The organism is Brevibacillus sp. FSL K6-2834 (assembly GCF_038592925.1).
GTDB lineage: Bacteria > Bacillota > Bacilli > Brevibacillales > Brevibacillaceae > Brevibacillus > Brevibacillus borstelensis.
Genome location: NZ_CP151945.1, coordinates 1,187,694 through 1,204,710 on the forward strand (window position 1 = coordinate 1,187,694; position 17,017 = coordinate 1,204,710).

Genomic DNA, 17,017 nt, shown 5'->3' on the forward strand with positions numbered 1-17,017 from the left:
ATTACCCACTTTTTTGTGGGTATGGGAAAGGATCTTTTGCGTCTGATATGATTACACAGAGGTGAGTTCCATGATCATTCGAGAGGTATGCACCTGCCCTTTGGAAATTGTTCACGACATTATAAAAGGGAAATGGAAAACAATGATCATCTATCAATTGAAAGACGGGAATATGTCTTTGGCTCAACTGGAGCGAGAAATCGACCAGATAACCCAAAAGATGTTGTTACAGCATTTAAGAGAACTCAAATCTTGTGGGATCGTCGATAAAATCAAAACGGAAGGGTATCCGTTGCATGTAGAGTACTTTCTTACTGAACGCGGGAGAAAGCTGTTGGACGCGGTACTGATCATGCAGGAGATCGGCATTGAATACATGGTGGAACGGGGGCAAACCGAACTTCTTGATCGCAAAGGCATCAGTTATAAGATTTGAAACATGAACTTTGTTCAATTTGAATGGATGTCTTGCTAAATGAATTTGCCCGTTTGCGCAATCATTCAAGTGAGACTCAAACATGATGGTTAGTGGACAATCCACCGTCGACTGCTCCATCCTTCCAAACAAAAAGCCAGTCCAAACACGAAAAAAGTTTGAGACTGGCTTCGTTTCATGAACGATCTTTACCACAAAACAACGCTACAGAGGGAACCTTCTGCGACGTGTTTAGCCACATCTCGAAAGGCAGCATCAAAATCCTTCTTCAACGCGGCAGCTTATTTATCCCTTACTCCCTCAACAGCCAACATATACATCGTTAAAGCTTGGGCATCCCGGATTATCCATTCCCGGTATTCGCTTTCCGCTGCTACATATTCCTCTTCCGTTATATATCCGTCTCTTTTCATCTGGACGCCTCTGCTTGAAGCGGTATCCGCCCAAATGCCAATTCTATTTTGGAAATCCGGGTCCGATCGCTTCATGACTTCATGTTGGGGCGTTATCGTGATTTCTTTGAGGCCGCTTGCTTGGAACAAATCTGAAAGGCGGTCGGCAATTCCGTTGTCCATTCCTGCATCGGAACGCCATTTCAAATATGCCGAGTAAAAGGCGAGCATACTCGCGGGCGGCTGCGGCTCCCATTGTATTTTTTCATGATTATAATCGGCAGCCACAATCCTTCCACCTATTTTTGCAGCCGATACCATTGATTTCAAAGCCTCTAGCGGATCAGACAGCCAGATCAAAACGCGAGCCGAGGCAACAATATCAAATTCCTGCTCACAGGCAAGCGTGTAAATGTCACCTGTTTCAAAAGTCAACCCCGGGGTATCGCCATGAGCTTTCCGGGCTTTTTCGATGAGGGCCGGATTGCTGTCGATTCCGACAACACGTCCACTCGGACCTACCGCTTCGGCGATTCCGCGTGTAATGGCTCCAGTACCGCAGCCAACATCAAGAACGGTCATTCCTTCCGTCAGGATTTGTGCAAGCCTTCTGTGGGATGTTGCCAATGACCGCGAATCTAAAACATTGGTCAGCTTTCCCGACAATTCCGCACGATTTCGAGCAGTATTTGTGTCCATGTGGAGTCCTCCGTGACCAATCAGATTTTTCCACTTATTCTACCCCTGCGAGTGGTATAGATAAAATATTAAACTTTTATTAATTCGATAGGTATTAACTATAGGTTTGCGAGAGAACTATCGTTTTTGCTGTCTGGAGATGACCAAGGAGGGTTGAGCGGAAACATATGATAATTTGCAGGGAGCCGTTGTCCCCCCTAATCCATAGTGCCTACAAGTTTTTCGTACTTTTGCTGGATGTAGCCTCTCCATCCAAATACTACCATATGAAAAAGAGACGATTGCGGAAGAGGTATGTCCGGCAGGGAAAAGGAGGGGCACTGGTGATTCGGAAGCACTATTTGTTATTGATTCTGGCAATGATTCTTTGCCTGCCGCTGGCCACGTATGCAGCAGACAAGCCAAAGCCAAACATGCTGCGAGCAGATGAGCGAAATGATGCGATTTCGGGCGGAACAGCAAGAGCTGGGGCACCTCCCGACGAGCTGATGAGATTCAGGATCATGTACGCGACATATGCGGAAAGTATGTGGGACGGGCGGATACCGGGCCATTTGCACGGGGATGGGGACGACTTGGGCAGAGGCGGAGACGACCGGGGCAAAGGCGGAGACAACCTGGGCAGAGGCGGAGACGACCGGGGCAAAGGTGGAGACAACCTGGGCAAAGGTGGAGATGACCGAGGCAAAGGCGGAGACCCGGAGCACGGTACTCCAGCCCATGAAAACACCCGCGCTCCTTTTGACCCCACAGCCAGCGATCATGACCCAAAAAGCGGCGACTCCGATGGGAAAGGCAATGAGTTGAAAGCAAAAGAGGGCAAGCCAGGCTTTTGGGACTGGCTGATCGGCGGAGCCTCCGAAGCGCTCGACAAAGGCTTGGAGCTTTGGGAGTCCACCGTGGACAGCGTAAAGGAAACAGTGAGGGACGCCATTGACACCGTTGTAGATACTGTGAAGGACGTCGTAACTACCGTCGTAGACGCGGTCGTCGATGCAGGAAAATGGGTTGCGGACCACTGGGAGGTCGTGTTGGTCACGACAGCAGGTGTCGCCCTCACCGTGGGCGGCGTGTTCTTTCCGCCGCTGCTGCCGTTTGGCGTCTCGATCCTGGTCGGCGAAGGGATATCCGGTGTGATCGGGTACGCCTTTGGCATGCGCGGCGATGAGCTGCTGCGGGAAATGGCGCTGGGCGGCGTACTGTCGGCAGCGGGCTTTGGGGCCGGCGCTTTAATTGGAAAGGCGGCTACGGCAGTCGCTCGCCTCAAACCGGTGGCAAATGCCCTTGGCAAAGCATCCGCTTTGACGAGCCGGGCTACCAGCGCTGTCCGGACCGCCGTTGGCAAAGGAGCGCAAGCGGCAGGGGCGGCAGCCAGATGGGTGCGGCAAACCTCGGTTGGCCGTGCCGCAGCCCGCTTGGGAACACAAGCAGCAAATGCGGTACGGTCGGCAACGAGCGCGGCAGGCAAGGCGGGGAATGCTCTTCGCAGCGCTCTGGCAAGCACAGCGAAGCAAGCAGGCGGCGCTCTGAGAGCTGTTGCAGCACGCATCGGGCAAACGCGCCTGGCCCAGAGCGCAGCGTCTGTAGCGAAGAATGTAAGAAGTGCTGTCAGCAGCGCAGGAAATGCTGTGAAAAACAGCAGTGTGTACCGGGCAGTGGCCAGCCTCGGACGAAATACGGGGAAAGGCATCGGGAAGCTGGCAAGCAACGTGGGAAGCGGCTTGCGTACCGTGGCGAAGACGACGGGCAGCAAAATGCAGTCCATCGTCCAGACCGTGAAAAAGACGGCACCTGTCCGGGCTGTCGCAGGGTTCACTCGAAAAGCAGGCACGCAAATCAGCCAGAGCTTCCGGCAAATCGGCAGTGCAGTCTCCCGCAGCTTAGCTACGACAGTCTTACGGAGCAAAGCGGCGGGAGCAGGCGAAGGATTTACGGTCAGCGTGATGGATGACCGGGCGCGCGGGAAAAAGATCGATTACCGCAAAGCGACGATTGCCGCGGCCATCGGGGCGCTGCTGGTGACCGGCGGATCGATAGGACTAAACAAAGCGTATTCTACCGGGCAGGAAACCGCGCAGGCTATGGTGAAGAGCAGTGCTGAGCAGGCCGAGGATAGTTTGGAGGGGATGCTGCGGGTCGAGCGGCAAGTTGATCTTGCCAAGATTGGAGCGAAAGCTCCTACGGGAGACAATATAAACAAGAATAATATCATTAAAGCGCTTGAGGGGACCACCACTCAGTCTACTAAAATTGCTCAGGCTATTAAAAATGGAGACATTAAAGTTAGCATACTTGGAGATGAGCTATTTGACAGGTATTTTGGGGAAGAATTGGCATTGGCAGTAGGTGATAAGATATATCTTCGGAAAAGTTCGGGTAGCTTGTTAAGTGAAACAGTACATGAGGGAACGCATGCTCTTGATTTCAGAAATATGTATGGGTTTGAAGGAACGAAGACAGAATGGCAATGGGAAAAACGTGCATGGTTTTATGAACGTCAGTTCCAGAAAGCAACAGGTGGGAAAGTTGAGTTTGAGAAAATTGAAGACATGCTAATGCACATATATCTTAATTATAAAAATAAACCATATAATCCGTACGAGTAGGTGATAAAAATTGGATGAATTTGTTCGGAGTATGCTATTTTACCTAAAAAATGGGGTAAAATCCTCATTATTAGAAACAGCAGAAGAGAAGATAGGCAGTGATATGCTAAGAGGTGTCCTGCTTAATATTGTTAATTGGTTAAAATTAGAGTATAAAAGAGTGCATATATGGGATCGAAGAAGTATGCATTCCAAACCTCTTAGCCTTAATGAAAATTACCCATGGTGTAAAAACCTTGTAATTTTGGTTCAAGAAGATAAGTTGTTTGGGAAATATTTCGTTATTGAAAAAAATGGTCTTTACTATAGTTTTTTAGTTGATGAAGAAACCCGTAACATAGCTCGAAAAATAGCCTTCGAGGGTTATAATCCACCAAGAATGAGTTGAATAAATTCTTAAGTTCCAATTTTACTATCTTTATATTTGCTCGTTGGGAAAAATTTATCAGGAAGGAAAACCTAATAGAAATCAATTTCTATGAACTATAAATAAAGACAAATGTGTACTTGAAAATATGAGTTGGTGCTTTGCTGTACCGAATAAAACATTCTGTTATTATACCTTTAGGAAATTTGTGTAATTTTGAATGTGCAACTAGGAATAAAAGGCACGCTCTTTTTAACTTAACATCGTTACATCAACCAGGTCGATTATGGTCAGATACCACTATAATTGACCTGGTTTTGTTATATTAACTTTTCTTATTTTATCTCGGTCCAGACCGTGAAAAACACGGCACCCGTCCGGGCAATCGCAGGGTTCACGCGAAAAGCAGGCACGCAAATCAGCCAGGGCTTCCGGCAAATCGGCAGTGCGATCTCGCGGAGCTTGGCAACGACGGTCCTGCGGAGCAAAACGGCGGGGGCTGGCGAAGGCTTTGCGGTTAGCGTGATGGATGACCGGGCGCGCGGGGAAAAGGTGAATTACCGCAAAGCCGTGATTGCTGCGGCCATCGGGGCGCTGCTGGTGACCGGCGGATCGATTGGACTAAACAAAGCGTATTCTACCGGGCAGGAAACGGTACAGGCTGTGGTGAAGAGTGGTGCTGAGCAGGTCGAGGATAGTCTGAAGGCTGTGCTGCGAGGTGAGGGAACGGGCGACCCTTACGATCTTCTGAGACAACATGGCGTACCGACGACCCTGACGGATGAAGAGATTGCGGCGGCAAAAGCTGTGGATTTGCGGATGGAGATGAAGGGAGAAAAATCCCCCAACGTAGGCACTGTAACACTTTGTAAATTAGAAAAAAGGTCCAACTCGCTTGCCAAATTAGAAAAAAGGTCCAACTCGCTTGCCATCAAGCGGGCTGGACCTTTTGAACTGATTAGCGGGAAGTCTGTAACGGCTCTCCCTGATACAGGTCGACTTGCAACGGGGCTGAGAGAAATTCCTGGGCTTTAGCTGTGAAGGCTTTGAAGTGATCGCTTTGATTGTGGGAAGCGACCGCGTCAGGGCTCTTCCAGACTTCGGCCATCAAGAAGGTATTCTCTTTTTCCGCGGATTGATAAAGGTTGTACGAGATGTTTCCAGCTTCCGCTCGGGAGGCTTCGATCAGCGGCTGGATTTCCTGCAAAAATGTCTCGGTCTTCTCCGGATTTACGTGCATGGTGGCGTGAATGATGATCATGGTGCGTTCATCCTCTCAGCGTGTCGTTTATTCGTTACTTCCAGGTTGCGACCTTGTCCACCGGTAAACGGTAGGACGGGTGACCGCTATCGGCCGCTTTCCCGATGGAGATCAGCATGACGGGGAAGTAGCGCTTCGGATCGAGCCCGAAAGCTTCGGCAATCTTGTCTTTTTCGTATCCGCCGATCGGGTTCGTGTCATATCCGTGGGCGCGGGCGACCAGCATCAGCTGCATGGATACCAGGCCGCAGTCAATCAGGACGGTCTGCAGATTGACCTCGGGAGTCATGTTGGCGTAATACTGGGTGATGGATTCCATCAGTCTTTCTTTGACATCAGCCGGCATGTAGCCAAGCTCCACGGCTTTTCCGTAAATCTCCTCGGCATAGGCAAAGCTGTCGAGATCTCCAAAGACGGCAATCACGGCAGATGATGTTTCTACCTGGGTCTGGTTGAACCGGGCGAGGGGAGCAAGCTTCGCCTTCCCTTCAGGGCTGTCAATCACCAGGAAACGCCAAGGCTGCAAATTGACAGAGGAAGGAGCCATGTTGGCTTTCCTGAGAATTTCCGTCATTTCTTCGCGGCTGATTTTGACGGTGGGATCGTATCTTTTAATGGAACGGCGTCCGGTGACGATTTCTTGAAAATCGTTATTGAGTACTGAAGTGTTCATCTGTCATTCCCCTTCTGTGTAGTTTCGTATGTTGGATTGCATGCGCGCAAGCATCCGGGAAAGCTGCTGCTGTTCTTCCATGCTGAAATCCTGGAGCATTTGCGCCAGGAAACGCTCCATTTCCTTTCGGTAAAGGACGATTTCCTCCCGCCCATGATCCGTGAGGCGGACCAAAGTGACCCGGTTGTCGCTCGGGTTCATCCGGCGAGCGACAATGCCGTCGGCTTCCAGTTGCTTCAGATGCCGGGTAATTGCCGCACTGTCGATCTGCAATTCCTTTTGCAGAGCAGCCTGGCTGATTTCATCGGCATGGTAGAGCTGTTGAAGCAGCCGAAACCGGGACGGGCTGACACCTGTGCAATTTCCAAATTGGGCGCTTAGCAGGAGGTAGAGATTTTGAAGTTTATCAATAATGGAAGTTTCTTTTGAATCCGTCAACAAAACACCTCCCCCGTGAACACGTGCAGCCAATCGTTGACCATGTCAATAGTTGACGCATCAAATAATAGTGCAGGCATAAATATTTGTCAACGGCAGAACGTGCCAGATTTCCCTAATCTGGATAAATCGGTGTTGTATAAGATGGTTACTTGCTGTCACAGAAAATAAAGTGCGTGGCTGCTTCGGCTGATCTGTTGCATTTGTTGCAAAGAAAATCTGTTCCCATGGCATTATTTTCACCGAACAGCTCACAGGAGATTACGGAAATCCAAAATAAAAACGACCATGATAGACCAAGGTCGTTTTTATTTTGTGCAATTCCCTGTTTAGCGTACCCATTGCGCAACTTCTTCGATGGGCCTGCGTGTTTTTTCGCGTGGTTCCTGGACACGGTAGCCGAAAGCCACCATGCATGCGATTCCAAAATGGCCGTCTTCCATGACGCCGATTTCACGCAGAACCTGCTCGACCTTATCCTTATCGAAGCCTTCAATCGGGCAGGAGTCGATGCCGATCTGAGCGGCGGCTGTCATCATATTGCCGAGAGCGATGTAGCACTGTCTGGAGGCCCACTCGAACATAGCCCTTTCATTATCGAGGAGATGGAAGTCATGCTCCAGGAAATTGTGATAAATCTCCCCTTTGCGCTGAACAACTTCCGGAGGCAGCTGCTGCACGTCCTTCATGATATGCTGGATGTATGGTGAATCCGCCAGCAGATCCTCCTTCGTCCGTCCCAGGATAATGACAAAATGGCTCGCTGTTGGAAGCGACCGCTGTGCTCCCCAGGTGACCGGCAGCAGCTTTTCACGTATGTCTTGGTTTTGCAGCACGACGAATTTCCAGGGCTCAAAACCGAAAGAGCTCGGAGACAAGCGTCCTGTTTCCAGTACAAAAGCGAAATCTTCCTCGGAAATTTTCCGTCCGGGATCGAACTCTTTGCAGGCGTGCCGGAAGCGATACGCCTCCAAAATCTGTTCTTTATTCATGCGATCATCCACTCCATTTCTGTTGAATATCCATCTTTTCACAGTCGATTATAAGAGTTATATTGGGTCTACGTAAGTACGCACATTTTTGATAGGTAGTATCAATTTTTATACCAGGGAGGAAGCAGGATGGGGAAGATGTCTATCGGATTAGGTCCTTCCAGCCAAGGATGTCCCGTTGAATTTACATTGAGCGTCATTGGGGGCAAGTGGAAAGGAATCCTGTTATATCATTTGATTGACGGGCCCAAACGATTCAATGAGTTTCGGCGAATCTGCCCGAATATCACCCAGCGGATGCTTACGCTGCAGCTTCGCGAGCTTGAAGAGGATGGCATCATTCACCGGGAGGTCTATCAGCAGGTGCCTCCCAAGGTGGAATATTCCTTAACCGACTTAGGTCAAACGTTGACGCCGATCATTCTCCAGATGAAGCAGTGGGGGGAGCAAAACCGGGGGGCTGTAGCGGCTGAAAAGTGACAACTACAGCACTCCACATGTATGGAGGTTACAGGGAGTATCGTGTTAGAAAAGAGGAATGATATCGGCTCAAAGAAAACTTATCTTGCCTGACCATGCTTGTCAGTGAAGCTGGTTTACTATTAAGTTGCACAAAACTTTACCAAGGAGGGAATCACTTTGAAGGAAGTGTTGATTTTTATAACGGATGGTTTTGCTGATTGGGAGGCAAGCTACGTCAGTTCAGAGCTGAACAAGCCAGAAACAGGATATCGTGTAAAGACGATCGCGATTGATCGGGAGCCCAAGGTTTCGATGGGGGGATTAACAGTCCTTCCTGATTACAGCGTAGGCGAATTCAATCCGAATCTCGATATCGCAATGTTGATCATCCCTGGTGGAACGGGATGGAGAGAAGCAAAGAATCAGCAAGCAAAAGTAATCGTTGACTATTGTGTGAGCAAGGATATTCCTGTCGCGGCGATCTGCGATGCGACCACTTTCTTGGGAAACCACGGATATTTGGATAATCATAAACATACAGGCAATACGTTGCCTTATTTGAAGCAAGGAGCTCCGAACTACAGAGGGGATCAGCATTATGTAGATGCGCAGTCTGTCCGTGACGAGAATCTCATCACTGCGAATGGGAGCGGTGCATTGGAGTTTTCAAGGCATATCCTGGAGAGATTGGGTGTATTAGAAGGCGATGAATTGAATGAATGGTACGAAATATTTAAAAAGGGCTACTTCCCCTCATAATATTTACGTATGATAGGAAAGCACGAGAGCGTACACGGCTGAAGTGCTTTCCTATTTTTCAGCTCTCAAATCAGGCAAGCCTCACAGATGCCTCTACATGGCTTGAGTGTCGGTCACTGTAAATGAAGCCGAAAGAAGAGGGTAGGGGTGAATTTATGATGAATGTTCACCGAGCCATCAGCTTTATTGAGAGTGGTTCTGCATACTGCTTTCGGTTGCAAAAAACACTTCACCAAACTTACCCGTAAAGTTGTTAAGAACTAGGTCACTTCGTCATGGAGTTACTGCTGCAAGATTTGAATCAGGTTGCCGCATGTATCGTCGAAGACAGCTATTGTGACTTCGCCCATTTTTGTCGGTTCCATTGTAAACGTTACGCCTTTGGCGATTAATCGTTCGTACTCTTTTTGAATATCGGCAACGCCAAACATCGTTGCTGGAATGCCATCGGCTAATAACCTCTGTTGATACTCTTTGGCGGCAGGGTGGTTGTTCGGTTCGAGTACAAGCTCGGTACCGTCTTGTTCTTCGGCAGAAACAAGCGTTATCCATCTAAATTCTCCTGCGGGAACGTCATGCTTTTTTACAAAGCCCAGCTTTTCAGTATAAAACTCGAGTGCCTTGTCTTGGTCGTCTACGAATATGCTGGTGACAATGATTTTCATCATGTTTTGCCTCCTTTGATATTTTGACGCTGGTTCCCCCTCTGCATTTTCCCGCCGATCCATCTCCCATTTTCTTGTTCTTTCTCACCAACAGCGATACCGCCTCCACATGCGCCGTATGCGGAAACATATCCACCGGCTGCACCTGCACCAGCTCATACTCGGCCAACAGCTTGGCAATATCCTTCGCCAGCGTAGACGGATTGCAGGATACATAAACAAGCTTCTTCGGCTGTACCTCCAGCAGCGAACGGATCAAAGCGTCGTCCAGCCCCGTTCGAGGCGGGTCCACCACGACGACGTCCGGCTTTATCCCTTGCTTGGCCCACTTGGGCATCAGCACCTCGGCGCGGCCTACATGAAACTGTACGTTCTGGGCCCGGTTGCGCTCGGCGTTTGTCCGGGCATCCTCCACCGCCTCGGGGATCAGCTCAATACCCCGAACCTCACGTGCATACGGGGCCAGCCAAAGCGAGATCGTTCCCGTCCCGCAGTATAAATCCAGCAAAAGCTCGCTGCCGGTCAGTCCGGCGGCTTTTTTTACTTCGTCGTACAGCTTGCGGGTCTGCTCCGGATTCAGCTGAAAAAAGGCCCGGGCCGACAGGTCAAACGAAAGCTCGCCCAGCTTTTCGGCGATGGACGGCCACCCCCACAGCTCGCGGGTCGTATCGCCAAAGATGACCGAAGTCTTTTTCGGATTGACGTTCTGCACGATGCTGACCAGCTCAGGCAGGCGCGTCCGCAGCTCGAGGATGAGCTCCTTGACTCGCGGAATGTCAGGTGTGGCCGTCACAAGCGTCAGCTGCGTTTCACCGGTGGCAAACGCCACACGTGCCACCACCGTCCGGATCACGCCCGTCCGCTTCCGTTCATCGTAGACGGGGATTCCCAGTTCCTCGATGACCTTTTTTGCCGTGCGAACAATGGTCGTAGTAGCTTCGTGCTGCACCTGGCAGGTCTCCAGGTCCACAAGCTGATGAGACCCGGTCTGATACAGTCCGGCCACCAGCTTTCCGTCCTGTCTGCCGACCTGAAACTGTGCCTTGTTGCGGTAGCCCCAAGGGTTGTCCATACCGATTGTCGGGGCTACCGGGGGATTTTCCAGACGGGCGTACTTTCGCAGCGATTCGATGACCAGCTCCTGTTTGGAGGCGAGCTGTGCCTGATAGTCCATATGCTGGAGGCTGCATCCGCCGCACTGTTCATACACGGGACAGGGCGGTTCGACGCGAGCCGGCGATTTTTCTACGACACGCAGCAGCTTGGCGACTGCGTATTTTTCCTTTACCTCGGTTACCTCTGCATGGACTACCTCACCTGGCAGCGCCTTTTCTACGAACACAATTTTTCGCTTGAAATAGCCGATGCCTTCTCCGTTGATGCCCAGACTTTTGATCGTCAGGGTCATCTGCTGGCCGACCGCGAGTTTTGCGTCCGGTTGTTTATCATTTCTGGGACGAGTGTTATTCTGATGCTTGCCAGGTGACTTCATGGGGTGCAGCTCTCCTTACTTTGTGATGATTCTATTATACCTTGTCTCAGCCCTCTGACCCAAGCTTGGCAAGCAGGCAGGGCAAGAATGGCTTTTTCCTCGGGAGGGAGGAAGCTGTTTCGTACTCATTTGATCCATTGCAGAAAAAAATGATGGAAATAGGGAGAAAGATAATGCCGGTTTATCCGTTATAGCTGATGAACAGACAAAAAGGCTAAAAACTGCGCAGTCACCTTTTTGGATGGGAGGATACCACATGCAGGAGGAATGGGAGCTGATCGAACAGCTTCGAAGGGGAAACAAACAGGCGTACACAGAGATTGTCGAGCGCTATAAAGGGAAAATCTACGCATTTCTGTACAGAATGATCGGCCACTCGCAGGATGCTCAGGACTTGACGCAGGAGGTATTTATCAAGGCGTATTGCAAAATTGGCGATTATCGGCCGGACTTCCGCTTTTCTGCCTGGCTGTTTCGGATTGCCGCCAATCATTGTCTGGATGAGCTGCGAAAGCGAAAGCGCCTGCCTGCGACAACAGCGGAAGAAAGCGAACTGGTTCATGAGAATACACCTGAACGAATTTTGCTGGCCAAAGAGCAACATGAAGTGCTGCACGAGAAACTGCTGGCACTGGAGGACGATCATCGGGTCATTTTGCTCCTTCGTTATGTAGAGCAGCTAAGCTACAAGGAAATTGCAGAAGTCCTGTCCATTCCGGTAACGACGGTGCAGATGCGGATTTTTCGGGCACATAAAAAATTGCGACAGTATATGATTCCCGTGAAAGGTGGTGGTCCTGTTGAGGTGCGTGAAGTCTAATCAACTGAAGGCATATCTGAGCGACGACCTGCCTCACTCGGAGAGCCTGCTGGTAGAACGTCATGTTGAAGAATGCAGCTATTGCCAAAGCGAGTTGGAAAAGATCGGAGGAGAACTGCGAGAGATCCGGGTTTTGGGGGACATCCCGCCGTTGCCGGATGCGTTCACGGAGGAAGTGGCAAACAAGCTTGCGCATCTTCCATTTCCCTTTCAGGCGCAGGATGAACGAATGCAGGTTGCCTTAAATAAACCAATCAATTGGAAGAAAAGGAGCATGGATATTATGAAGAAGACAGCGATTACCGTAGCCGGTCTTGCGGCTGCCGTTACATTCGGAACGATGGTTTCACCGACGTTTGCCAATTACGTAAACAGTTTGTTCAATACCGTAAATCAAGCGGACGGCGGCATGAAAAATGCGGCGGCCGAAGGCTACGTACAGGAAGTAGGCAAGAAAGTGACAGACAAAGGCATCACTGTAACTGTCAAGGAAGTGCTCGCCGATCCGACGCGTATCGCTTTGATCTTTGAAATGGTCGATAAAGATGGAAAGAAGCTTGACTTTAAGGCAGGCGAATACGGTGGGGAATTTACGCTTACGGACAAGGCCGGGAAAGACCTGAATCCCGAGGGAGATGGCTGGAGATGGGGAAAATACGGGGATTACATGCTTATTAGCAAAAACCTGCGTGATGTATTCGACAGTGCAGAGAAGGTACCTGACGAGCTTACGGTTGGATTTGCGTTCAATAAAATCCGGGGCACCGAAGGATCATGGAAGCTGGATATCCCTATTGATATGAAGAAGGCAAAAGAAGTGGCAAAAACGATAGAGATCAATCAGGAGTACACATCCCCGCAGGGAGTCGTCATCAAGCTGGACAACATCATGACCGTGCCCAGCGCCAGTCTGCTCAGCCTGGAGACGCATTGGAACGAGCAGAGAAACAAGGAGTATTGGAAGCTGATCGAGGAGAAAGGCTGGAATGATGCGCCAGAGGAGCCAAGGAAGGAAATGCGGTTAACCCCTGGAGAGATTATGCAAGACTTTTTGACTAGCTATAATCTGGCGTATGAAATTCTCGACGAAAAGGGAAATCGGATCGCCGGTCGGGATGATACGTTTTTCAAGACTTTGAACGGTATTGAAAAAAATAGCGTACACAGCATAAGTTCAGGAAGAGGAGAGGGCGATAGCCAAACAATGGAGTGGTGGCACGGATTTACACCGTTTACAGGCTATGAAAAGCTGACCTTCAAGCTCCATTCGATCTATCTGAATGAACCGGCTTCCTTCGAGGCCAAGATTGCCCTCGATGAATTGAACAAGCAGCCGGTGACGGTTGAAAACAGCGGAAGCACCTTTACCTTTAGCAAATTCCACCTGAAGACAACGGAAGCAGAGGAAAAGATCGGAGGGTACAAGTCGGAGGGGAAAGGCGGGATCATCGAGTTTGAGGCAACCCTGCCAAAGGACATCGTCTACATCACCGATTGGAAAGCAAAAGACGAGGCAGGCAACGTATACAGTGTGAGCATGGACCACAGCGACGGTGAGTACATCCGCGGCAAAGACGGACGCGTGCAGTTTAAAAGCGCTCTGTTCATAGACGGCTTGGAAAAGCAGCCGAAGGAGTTGACGATCAGCTACGGAATTCAGGAACACCAGTACCGCGACGTCAACTGGGAAGTACCCATCCAGCTTGACAAGTAAGGCAAGCTTTCGCTCTCTTTTTGCAAGAATAGGGCAGCGAAATTGCGGGGGGAGTTGTAAAATTTCTCCCCTCCCGCGTGAATATCAAATTTCGACGAAAAAGAGGGCGTGATGTCCCTCTTTTTTTGTTATTGTCTTTCCGCACCGGCAAGCGAACTGCCTCCACCTGCTGTAATCCTCCTACTCCCCCCTAACGTTAAAACATCAGAAAGCATACTCGTTCAAGAGCCTCCCTAAAAATTTCCCTAAGATTTGAAAGAAAAGGATGAAAACGTTCGTTATACTTCATGAACACAGCCAAACAGTCTGCCAGTATCAGCCGCATGCCTGAGGAGCGGCGACGATAACCTGGATGCAAAAAGGGATCAGCCAATTTGGTTATCGGAAGCCAGCGGGACAATGGCGTCTGGAACAGCGGCATTTCCGTTAGGGAAAATTTGCAGACCTGTTTTGGCAAAAAGGCAATCGCTGCGCAGCAAGCCTTTTGCATAGGAGGAAAAGAAAAACATGCAGGACGATAACGAGCTCGTTCGTCTGGTGCTAGGGGGAAACCAGCAAGCCTATGCACGACTTGTCGACAAGTATAAAGGAAAAATATTTGCCTACCTGTACCGGATGATTGGACAGAAGCAGGATGCCCAGGATTTGGCCCAGGAGGTTTTTACGAAGGCGTATTTCCAACTAGGCAAGTTTCAACAGGACCGCAATTTTTCAGCGTGGCTCTACCGTGTTGCTGCCAACCACTGTCTGGATGAACTCAGACGGCGGAAGCGCACCGTTAAAACCACTGGCGAAGAAGTGGAACTGATCGAAATGGAGACGCCGGAGGAAGCTTTCTTGCAAAAAGAGCAGAAACAGGTGCTTCTCCGCCGGATTATGGACTTGGAAGAGGAATACCGGTCAGTGTTCGTGCTGCGCTACATCGACCAGCTCAGCTACAAGGAGATCAGCGAGGCGCTGGCGCTTCCGATGACGACTGTCCAGATGCGGATTCACCGGGCGAAGAAGAAGCTGCGGGAGAGCTTGGAGAAAGGGGGGACTTCCTTGTATGAAATGTCACAAATCTGACCAGTTGAAGCCGTATTTCGACGGGAAGCTCTCCCCGCTGGAATCAGCCAGGCTGGAGCAGCATGTCGATCTATGCATCCCTTGTCAGGAAGAATTGGCTCACATCATGGAGGGTACGCCAGAAGCGGAAGAACTGCTGGCAGAGGAGCTGCTCTCTCCTCGCTTTACAGAGCTGGTCATGGAGGATATTGCCAGACAAGAGAAAAGCAGGAACAAAAGAAAAACGTGGAAGAAAAGGAGCATGGATATTATGAAGAAGACAGCGATTGCCGTAGCCGGTCTTACGGCTGCCGTTACATTCGGAACGATGGTTTCGCCGACGTTTGCCAATTACGTAAACAGTTTGTTCAATACTGTTAAAGATGTGGACGGGGGCTTGAAACAAGCAGCGGTCGAGGGCTACGCCCAGCAAATCAACAAGCAGGTAACGGATAAAGGCTACACCGTGACCGTCAAGGAAGTGCTCGCCGATCCGACGCGCATAGCCCTGATCTTTGAGATTGTCGATAAGGATGGAAAGAAGCTGGATTTCAAGGCGGGCAATTACGAAGAGAGCTTTACGCTTACAGACAAGGCCGGCAACGACCTGAATCCCGAGGGAGATGGCTGGGCACGTGGGAAATACGGGGATTACATGCTTGTCAGACAGGATTTGTATGACATATTTGACTCAGTAGAGAAAGTGCCAGACGAGCTTAGGGTCGGCGTTGAGTTCAATAAAATCATGGACACCGAAGGCTCGTGGAAGCTCGATATTCCCATCGATATGAAAAAGGCAAAAGAAGTGGCGAAAACGGTAGTGATCAATCAGGAGTATACTTCGCCGCAGGGGGTCGTCATCAAGCTGGATAACATCATGACCGTTCCCAGCGCCAGTCTGCTTACCCTAGAGACGGCTTGGAACGAACAGAAAAACAAGGAGTATAGGAAGCTGATCGAGGAGAAAGGCTGGAATGATGCGCCTGAGGGGCCCAGGAAGGAAATGCGGCTAACTCCTGGAGAACTGATGCAGTACTACTTGACTGATTACGGTCTGGCCTATGAAATTCTTGACGAAAAGGGGAATCTGATCGCAGGTCGGGATGATACCATGTTCGAAACCTTGAACGGCATTAGAAAAAATGAGGTGCGCAACACCAGCAAAGGCAAAGGAAAAGGCGAAGGACAAGGAAGGGTGTGGTGGGACGGTTTTGCACCGTTTACAGGCCATGAAAAGCTGACCTTCAAGCTTCACTCGATTTATCTGAATGAACCGGCGTCCTTTGAGGCCAAGATTTCTCTCGATGAATTAAGCAAACAGCCGGTGACGGTTAAAAACAGCGGAAGCACCTTTACATTCAGCAAATTCCACCTGAAGACAACGGAAGAAAAGGAGAGGTTCGGAAGGCACGAGTCTCGTGGCAAAGGCGGAATCATCGAGTTTGAAGCAACCCTGCCGAATGACATCGTATATATTACCGATTGGAAGGCAACAGACGACAAAGGCAACGTATACCGTATGAGCATGGACAACGGCGACGGAGAGTATACCCGCGACAAAGACGGACGCGTGCAAATCAAGAGTGCTCTATTCATAAGCGGCCTCGAGAAGCAGCCGAAGGAGCTGACCATCACCTACGGCATTCAGGAACGTCAGTACCGCGACCTCAATTGGGAAGTTCCCATCCAGCTTGACAAGTAATGCCAGCTTTCGTGCGCTCTCTCTTTTTGCTATAATAGGGCAGAGAAAATTGAGGGAGTTGTGACGGAGGATGCAAGAGCTGTTTGACAAAATGAAGGAATACTTAAATATGGACACGGAAATTTCCTTTGAAGAGTTTGACGGTTACTATAAAAAGGTGACAGCGTTCCTGAACGACAACTGGACCGGCCTGGGCGAGGACGACACCATGCATATGCTGTTCATCCTAGACAACCTGAAGTCCAACGGGGAAGACCGTTCCAAGCGCAAGACCAAGGAAGCCAAGAAGTACGCCAAAATGGCACAGCGCTGCGAAATCTGGGCGACCGCTCTGATCAATCGTCTGCGTGAAGCAGGCCTGACCGACGAAGAAATCGGCAAGCGCTACGAAACGATTTACGAAGCCGTATAAGCAAATTGTGAAGCCGCATAAGCAAATTGCGAAGCGGTGTAAGCAAGATGCAAAGCAGTGTAAGCAAATAGCAAGGCAGT

18 protein-coding genes are annotated in these 17,017 nt (G+C 49.9%); 11 read left to right on the forward strand and 7 right to left on the reverse strand.

Annotated elements, in window-relative coordinates; translation table 11 throughout:
* Positions 1 to 70 precede the first annotated feature (70 nt).
* The gene (locus tag NST96_RS05990; RefSeq protein ID WP_003391188.1) at positions 71 to 436 is read left to right on the forward strand and encodes a helix-turn-helix domain-containing protein; all 366 of its coding nucleotides are present in this window, start codon (positions 71 to 73) and stop codon (positions 434 to 436) included.
* A gap of 281 nt (positions 437 to 717) precedes the next feature.
* Here the strand turns inward: NST96_RS05990 and NST96_RS05995 are convergent, their stop codons facing one another.
* Positions 718 to 1,527, reverse strand: coding sequence for a methyltransferase domain-containing protein (locus tag NST96_RS05995; RefSeq protein WP_122957802.1), 810 nt, complete (start codon positions 1,525 to 1,527; stop codon positions 718 to 720).
* 323 nt (positions 1,528 to 1,850) lie between these two features.
* Between NST96_RS05995 and NST96_RS06000 the strand changes: the two genes are divergently transcribed.
* The 3 genes from NST96_RS06000 (at position 1,851) to NST96_RS06010 (ending at position 5,535) form a co-directional block, all read left to right on the forward strand.
* Positions 1,851 to 4,133 (forward strand): hypothetical protein, encoded by a 2,283-nt coding sequence (locus NST96_RS06000; RefSeq protein WP_342405765.1) that lies wholly within the window; start codon positions 1,851 to 1,853, stop codon positions 4,131 to 4,133.
* 10 nt (positions 4,134 to 4,143) lie between these two features.
* The gene (locus NST96_RS06005; RefSeq protein WP_171506083.1) at positions 4,144 to 4,521 is read left to right on the forward strand and encodes a hypothetical protein; all 378 of its coding nucleotides are present in this window, start codon (positions 4,144 to 4,146) and stop codon (positions 4,519 to 4,521) included.
* A gap of 336 nt (positions 4,522 to 4,857) precedes the next feature.
* Entirely contained in the window at positions 4,858 to 5,535 is a 678-nt protein-coding gene (locus NST96_RS06010; RefSeq protein ID WP_148040228.1) for a hypothetical protein, read from the forward strand.
* Here the strand turns inward: NST96_RS06010 and NST96_RS06015 are convergent.
* The 4 genes from NST96_RS06015 to NST96_RS06030 form a co-directional block, all read right to left on the reverse strand.
* Positions 5,459 to 5,761: a putative quinol monooxygenase gene (locus NST96_RS06015; RefSeq protein ID WP_081924438.1), complete on the reverse strand. Its 303-nt coding sequence runs from the start codon at positions 5,759 to 5,761 to the stop codon at positions 5,459 to 5,461. The two genes, NST96_RS06010 and NST96_RS06015, sit on opposite strands and share 77 nt — an antisense overlap.
* A gap of 34 nt (positions 5,762 to 5,795) precedes the next feature.
* Positions 5,796 to 6,434, reverse strand: a complete 639-nt coding sequence (locus NST96_RS06020; RefSeq protein ID WP_003391476.1) for a nitroreductase family protein — start codon at positions 6,432 to 6,434, stop codon at positions 5,796 to 5,798.
* Between the two features lie 3 nt (positions 6,435 to 6,437).
* On the reverse strand, positions 6,438 to 6,872 hold the full coding sequence (locus tag NST96_RS06025; protein WP_003391478.1) for a MarR family transcriptional regulator: 435 nt from the start codon (positions 6,870 to 6,872) through the stop codon (positions 6,438 to 6,440).
* A 329-nt stretch (positions 6,873 to 7,201) separates the two neighbouring features.
* Positions 7,202 to 7,864: an NAD(P)H-dependent oxidoreductase gene (locus NST96_RS06030; RefSeq protein WP_003391483.1), complete on the reverse strand. Its 663-nt coding sequence runs from the start codon at positions 7,862 to 7,864 to the stop codon at positions 7,202 to 7,204.
* A 138-nt stretch (positions 7,865 to 8,002) separates the two neighbouring features.
* Between NST96_RS06030 and NST96_RS06035 the strand changes: the two genes are divergently transcribed.
* Together NST96_RS06035 and NST96_RS06040 are read left to right on the forward strand one after the other, a co-directional pair.
* Positions 8,003 to 8,344: a helix-turn-helix domain-containing protein gene (locus tag NST96_RS06035; RefSeq protein ID WP_031933154.1), complete on the forward strand. Its 342-nt coding sequence runs from the start codon at positions 8,003 to 8,005 to the stop codon at positions 8,342 to 8,344.
* Positions 8,345 to 8,503: 159 nt separating this feature from the next.
* Positions 8,504 to 9,085, forward strand: a complete 582-nt coding sequence (locus NST96_RS06040) for a type 1 glutamine amidotransferase family protein (RefSeq protein ID WP_003391486.1) — start codon at positions 8,504 to 8,506, stop codon at positions 9,083 to 9,085.
* A 281-nt stretch (positions 9,086 to 9,366) separates the two neighbouring features.
* On the opposite strand, the gene NST96_RS06045 is transcribed toward NST96_RS06040, so the two are convergent.
* Both NST96_RS06045 and rlmD read right to left on the reverse strand, forming a co-directional pair.
* Entirely contained in the window at positions 9,367 to 9,750 is a 384-nt protein-coding gene (locus NST96_RS06045; RefSeq protein ID WP_003391488.1) for a VOC family protein, read from the reverse strand.
* A complete protein-coding gene (rlmD, locus tag NST96_RS06050) occupies positions 9,686 to 11,242 on the reverse strand; it encodes a 23S rRNA (uracil(1939)-C(5))-methyltransferase RlmD (RefSeq protein WP_342405768.1) in 1,557 nt (518 codons plus the stop codon). Before rlmD ends, NST96_RS06045 begins: the two co-directional genes overlap by 65 nt.
* Positions 11,243 to 11,498: 256 nt before the next feature.
* Between rlmD and NST96_RS06055 the strand changes: the two genes are divergently transcribed.
* The 5 genes from NST96_RS06055 (at position 11,499) to NST96_RS06075 (ending at position 16,937) form a co-directional block, all read left to right on the forward strand.
* On the forward strand, positions 11,499 to 12,062 hold the full coding sequence (locus NST96_RS06055) for a sigma-70 family RNA polymerase sigma factor (RefSeq protein ID WP_003391496.1): 564 nt from the start codon (positions 11,499 to 11,501) through the stop codon (positions 12,060 to 12,062).
* The gene (locus NST96_RS06060; protein ID WP_339167415.1) at positions 12,052 to 13,776 is read left to right on the forward strand and encodes a DUF4179 domain-containing protein; all 1,725 of its coding nucleotides are present in this window, start codon (positions 12,052 to 12,054) and stop codon (positions 13,774 to 13,776) included. Before NST96_RS06055 ends, NST96_RS06060 begins: the two co-directional genes overlap by 11 nt.
* Before the next feature lie 507 nt (positions 13,777 to 14,283).
* Complete coding sequence (locus NST96_RS06065; protein ID WP_024984713.1) at positions 14,284 to 14,844, forward strand: sigma-70 family RNA polymerase sigma factor; 561 nt, start codon at positions 14,284 to 14,286, stop codon at positions 14,842 to 14,844.
* Positions 14,825 to 16,525: a DUF4179 domain-containing protein gene (locus tag NST96_RS06070; RefSeq protein WP_024984712.1), complete on the forward strand. Its 1,701-nt coding sequence runs from the start codon at positions 14,825 to 14,827 to the stop codon at positions 16,523 to 16,525. The genes NST96_RS06065 and NST96_RS06070 overlap by 20 nt, the downstream gene beginning before the upstream one ends.
* A gap of 70 nt (positions 16,526 to 16,595) precedes the next feature.
* Positions 16,596 to 16,937 carry a hypothetical protein gene (locus tag NST96_RS06075; RefSeq protein WP_003391505.1) on the forward strand — a complete coding sequence of 114 codons (342 nt, stop codon included), beginning with the start codon at positions 16,596 to 16,598 and terminating at the stop codon, positions 16,935 to 16,937.
* Positions 16,938 to 17,017 lie beyond the last annotated feature (80 nt).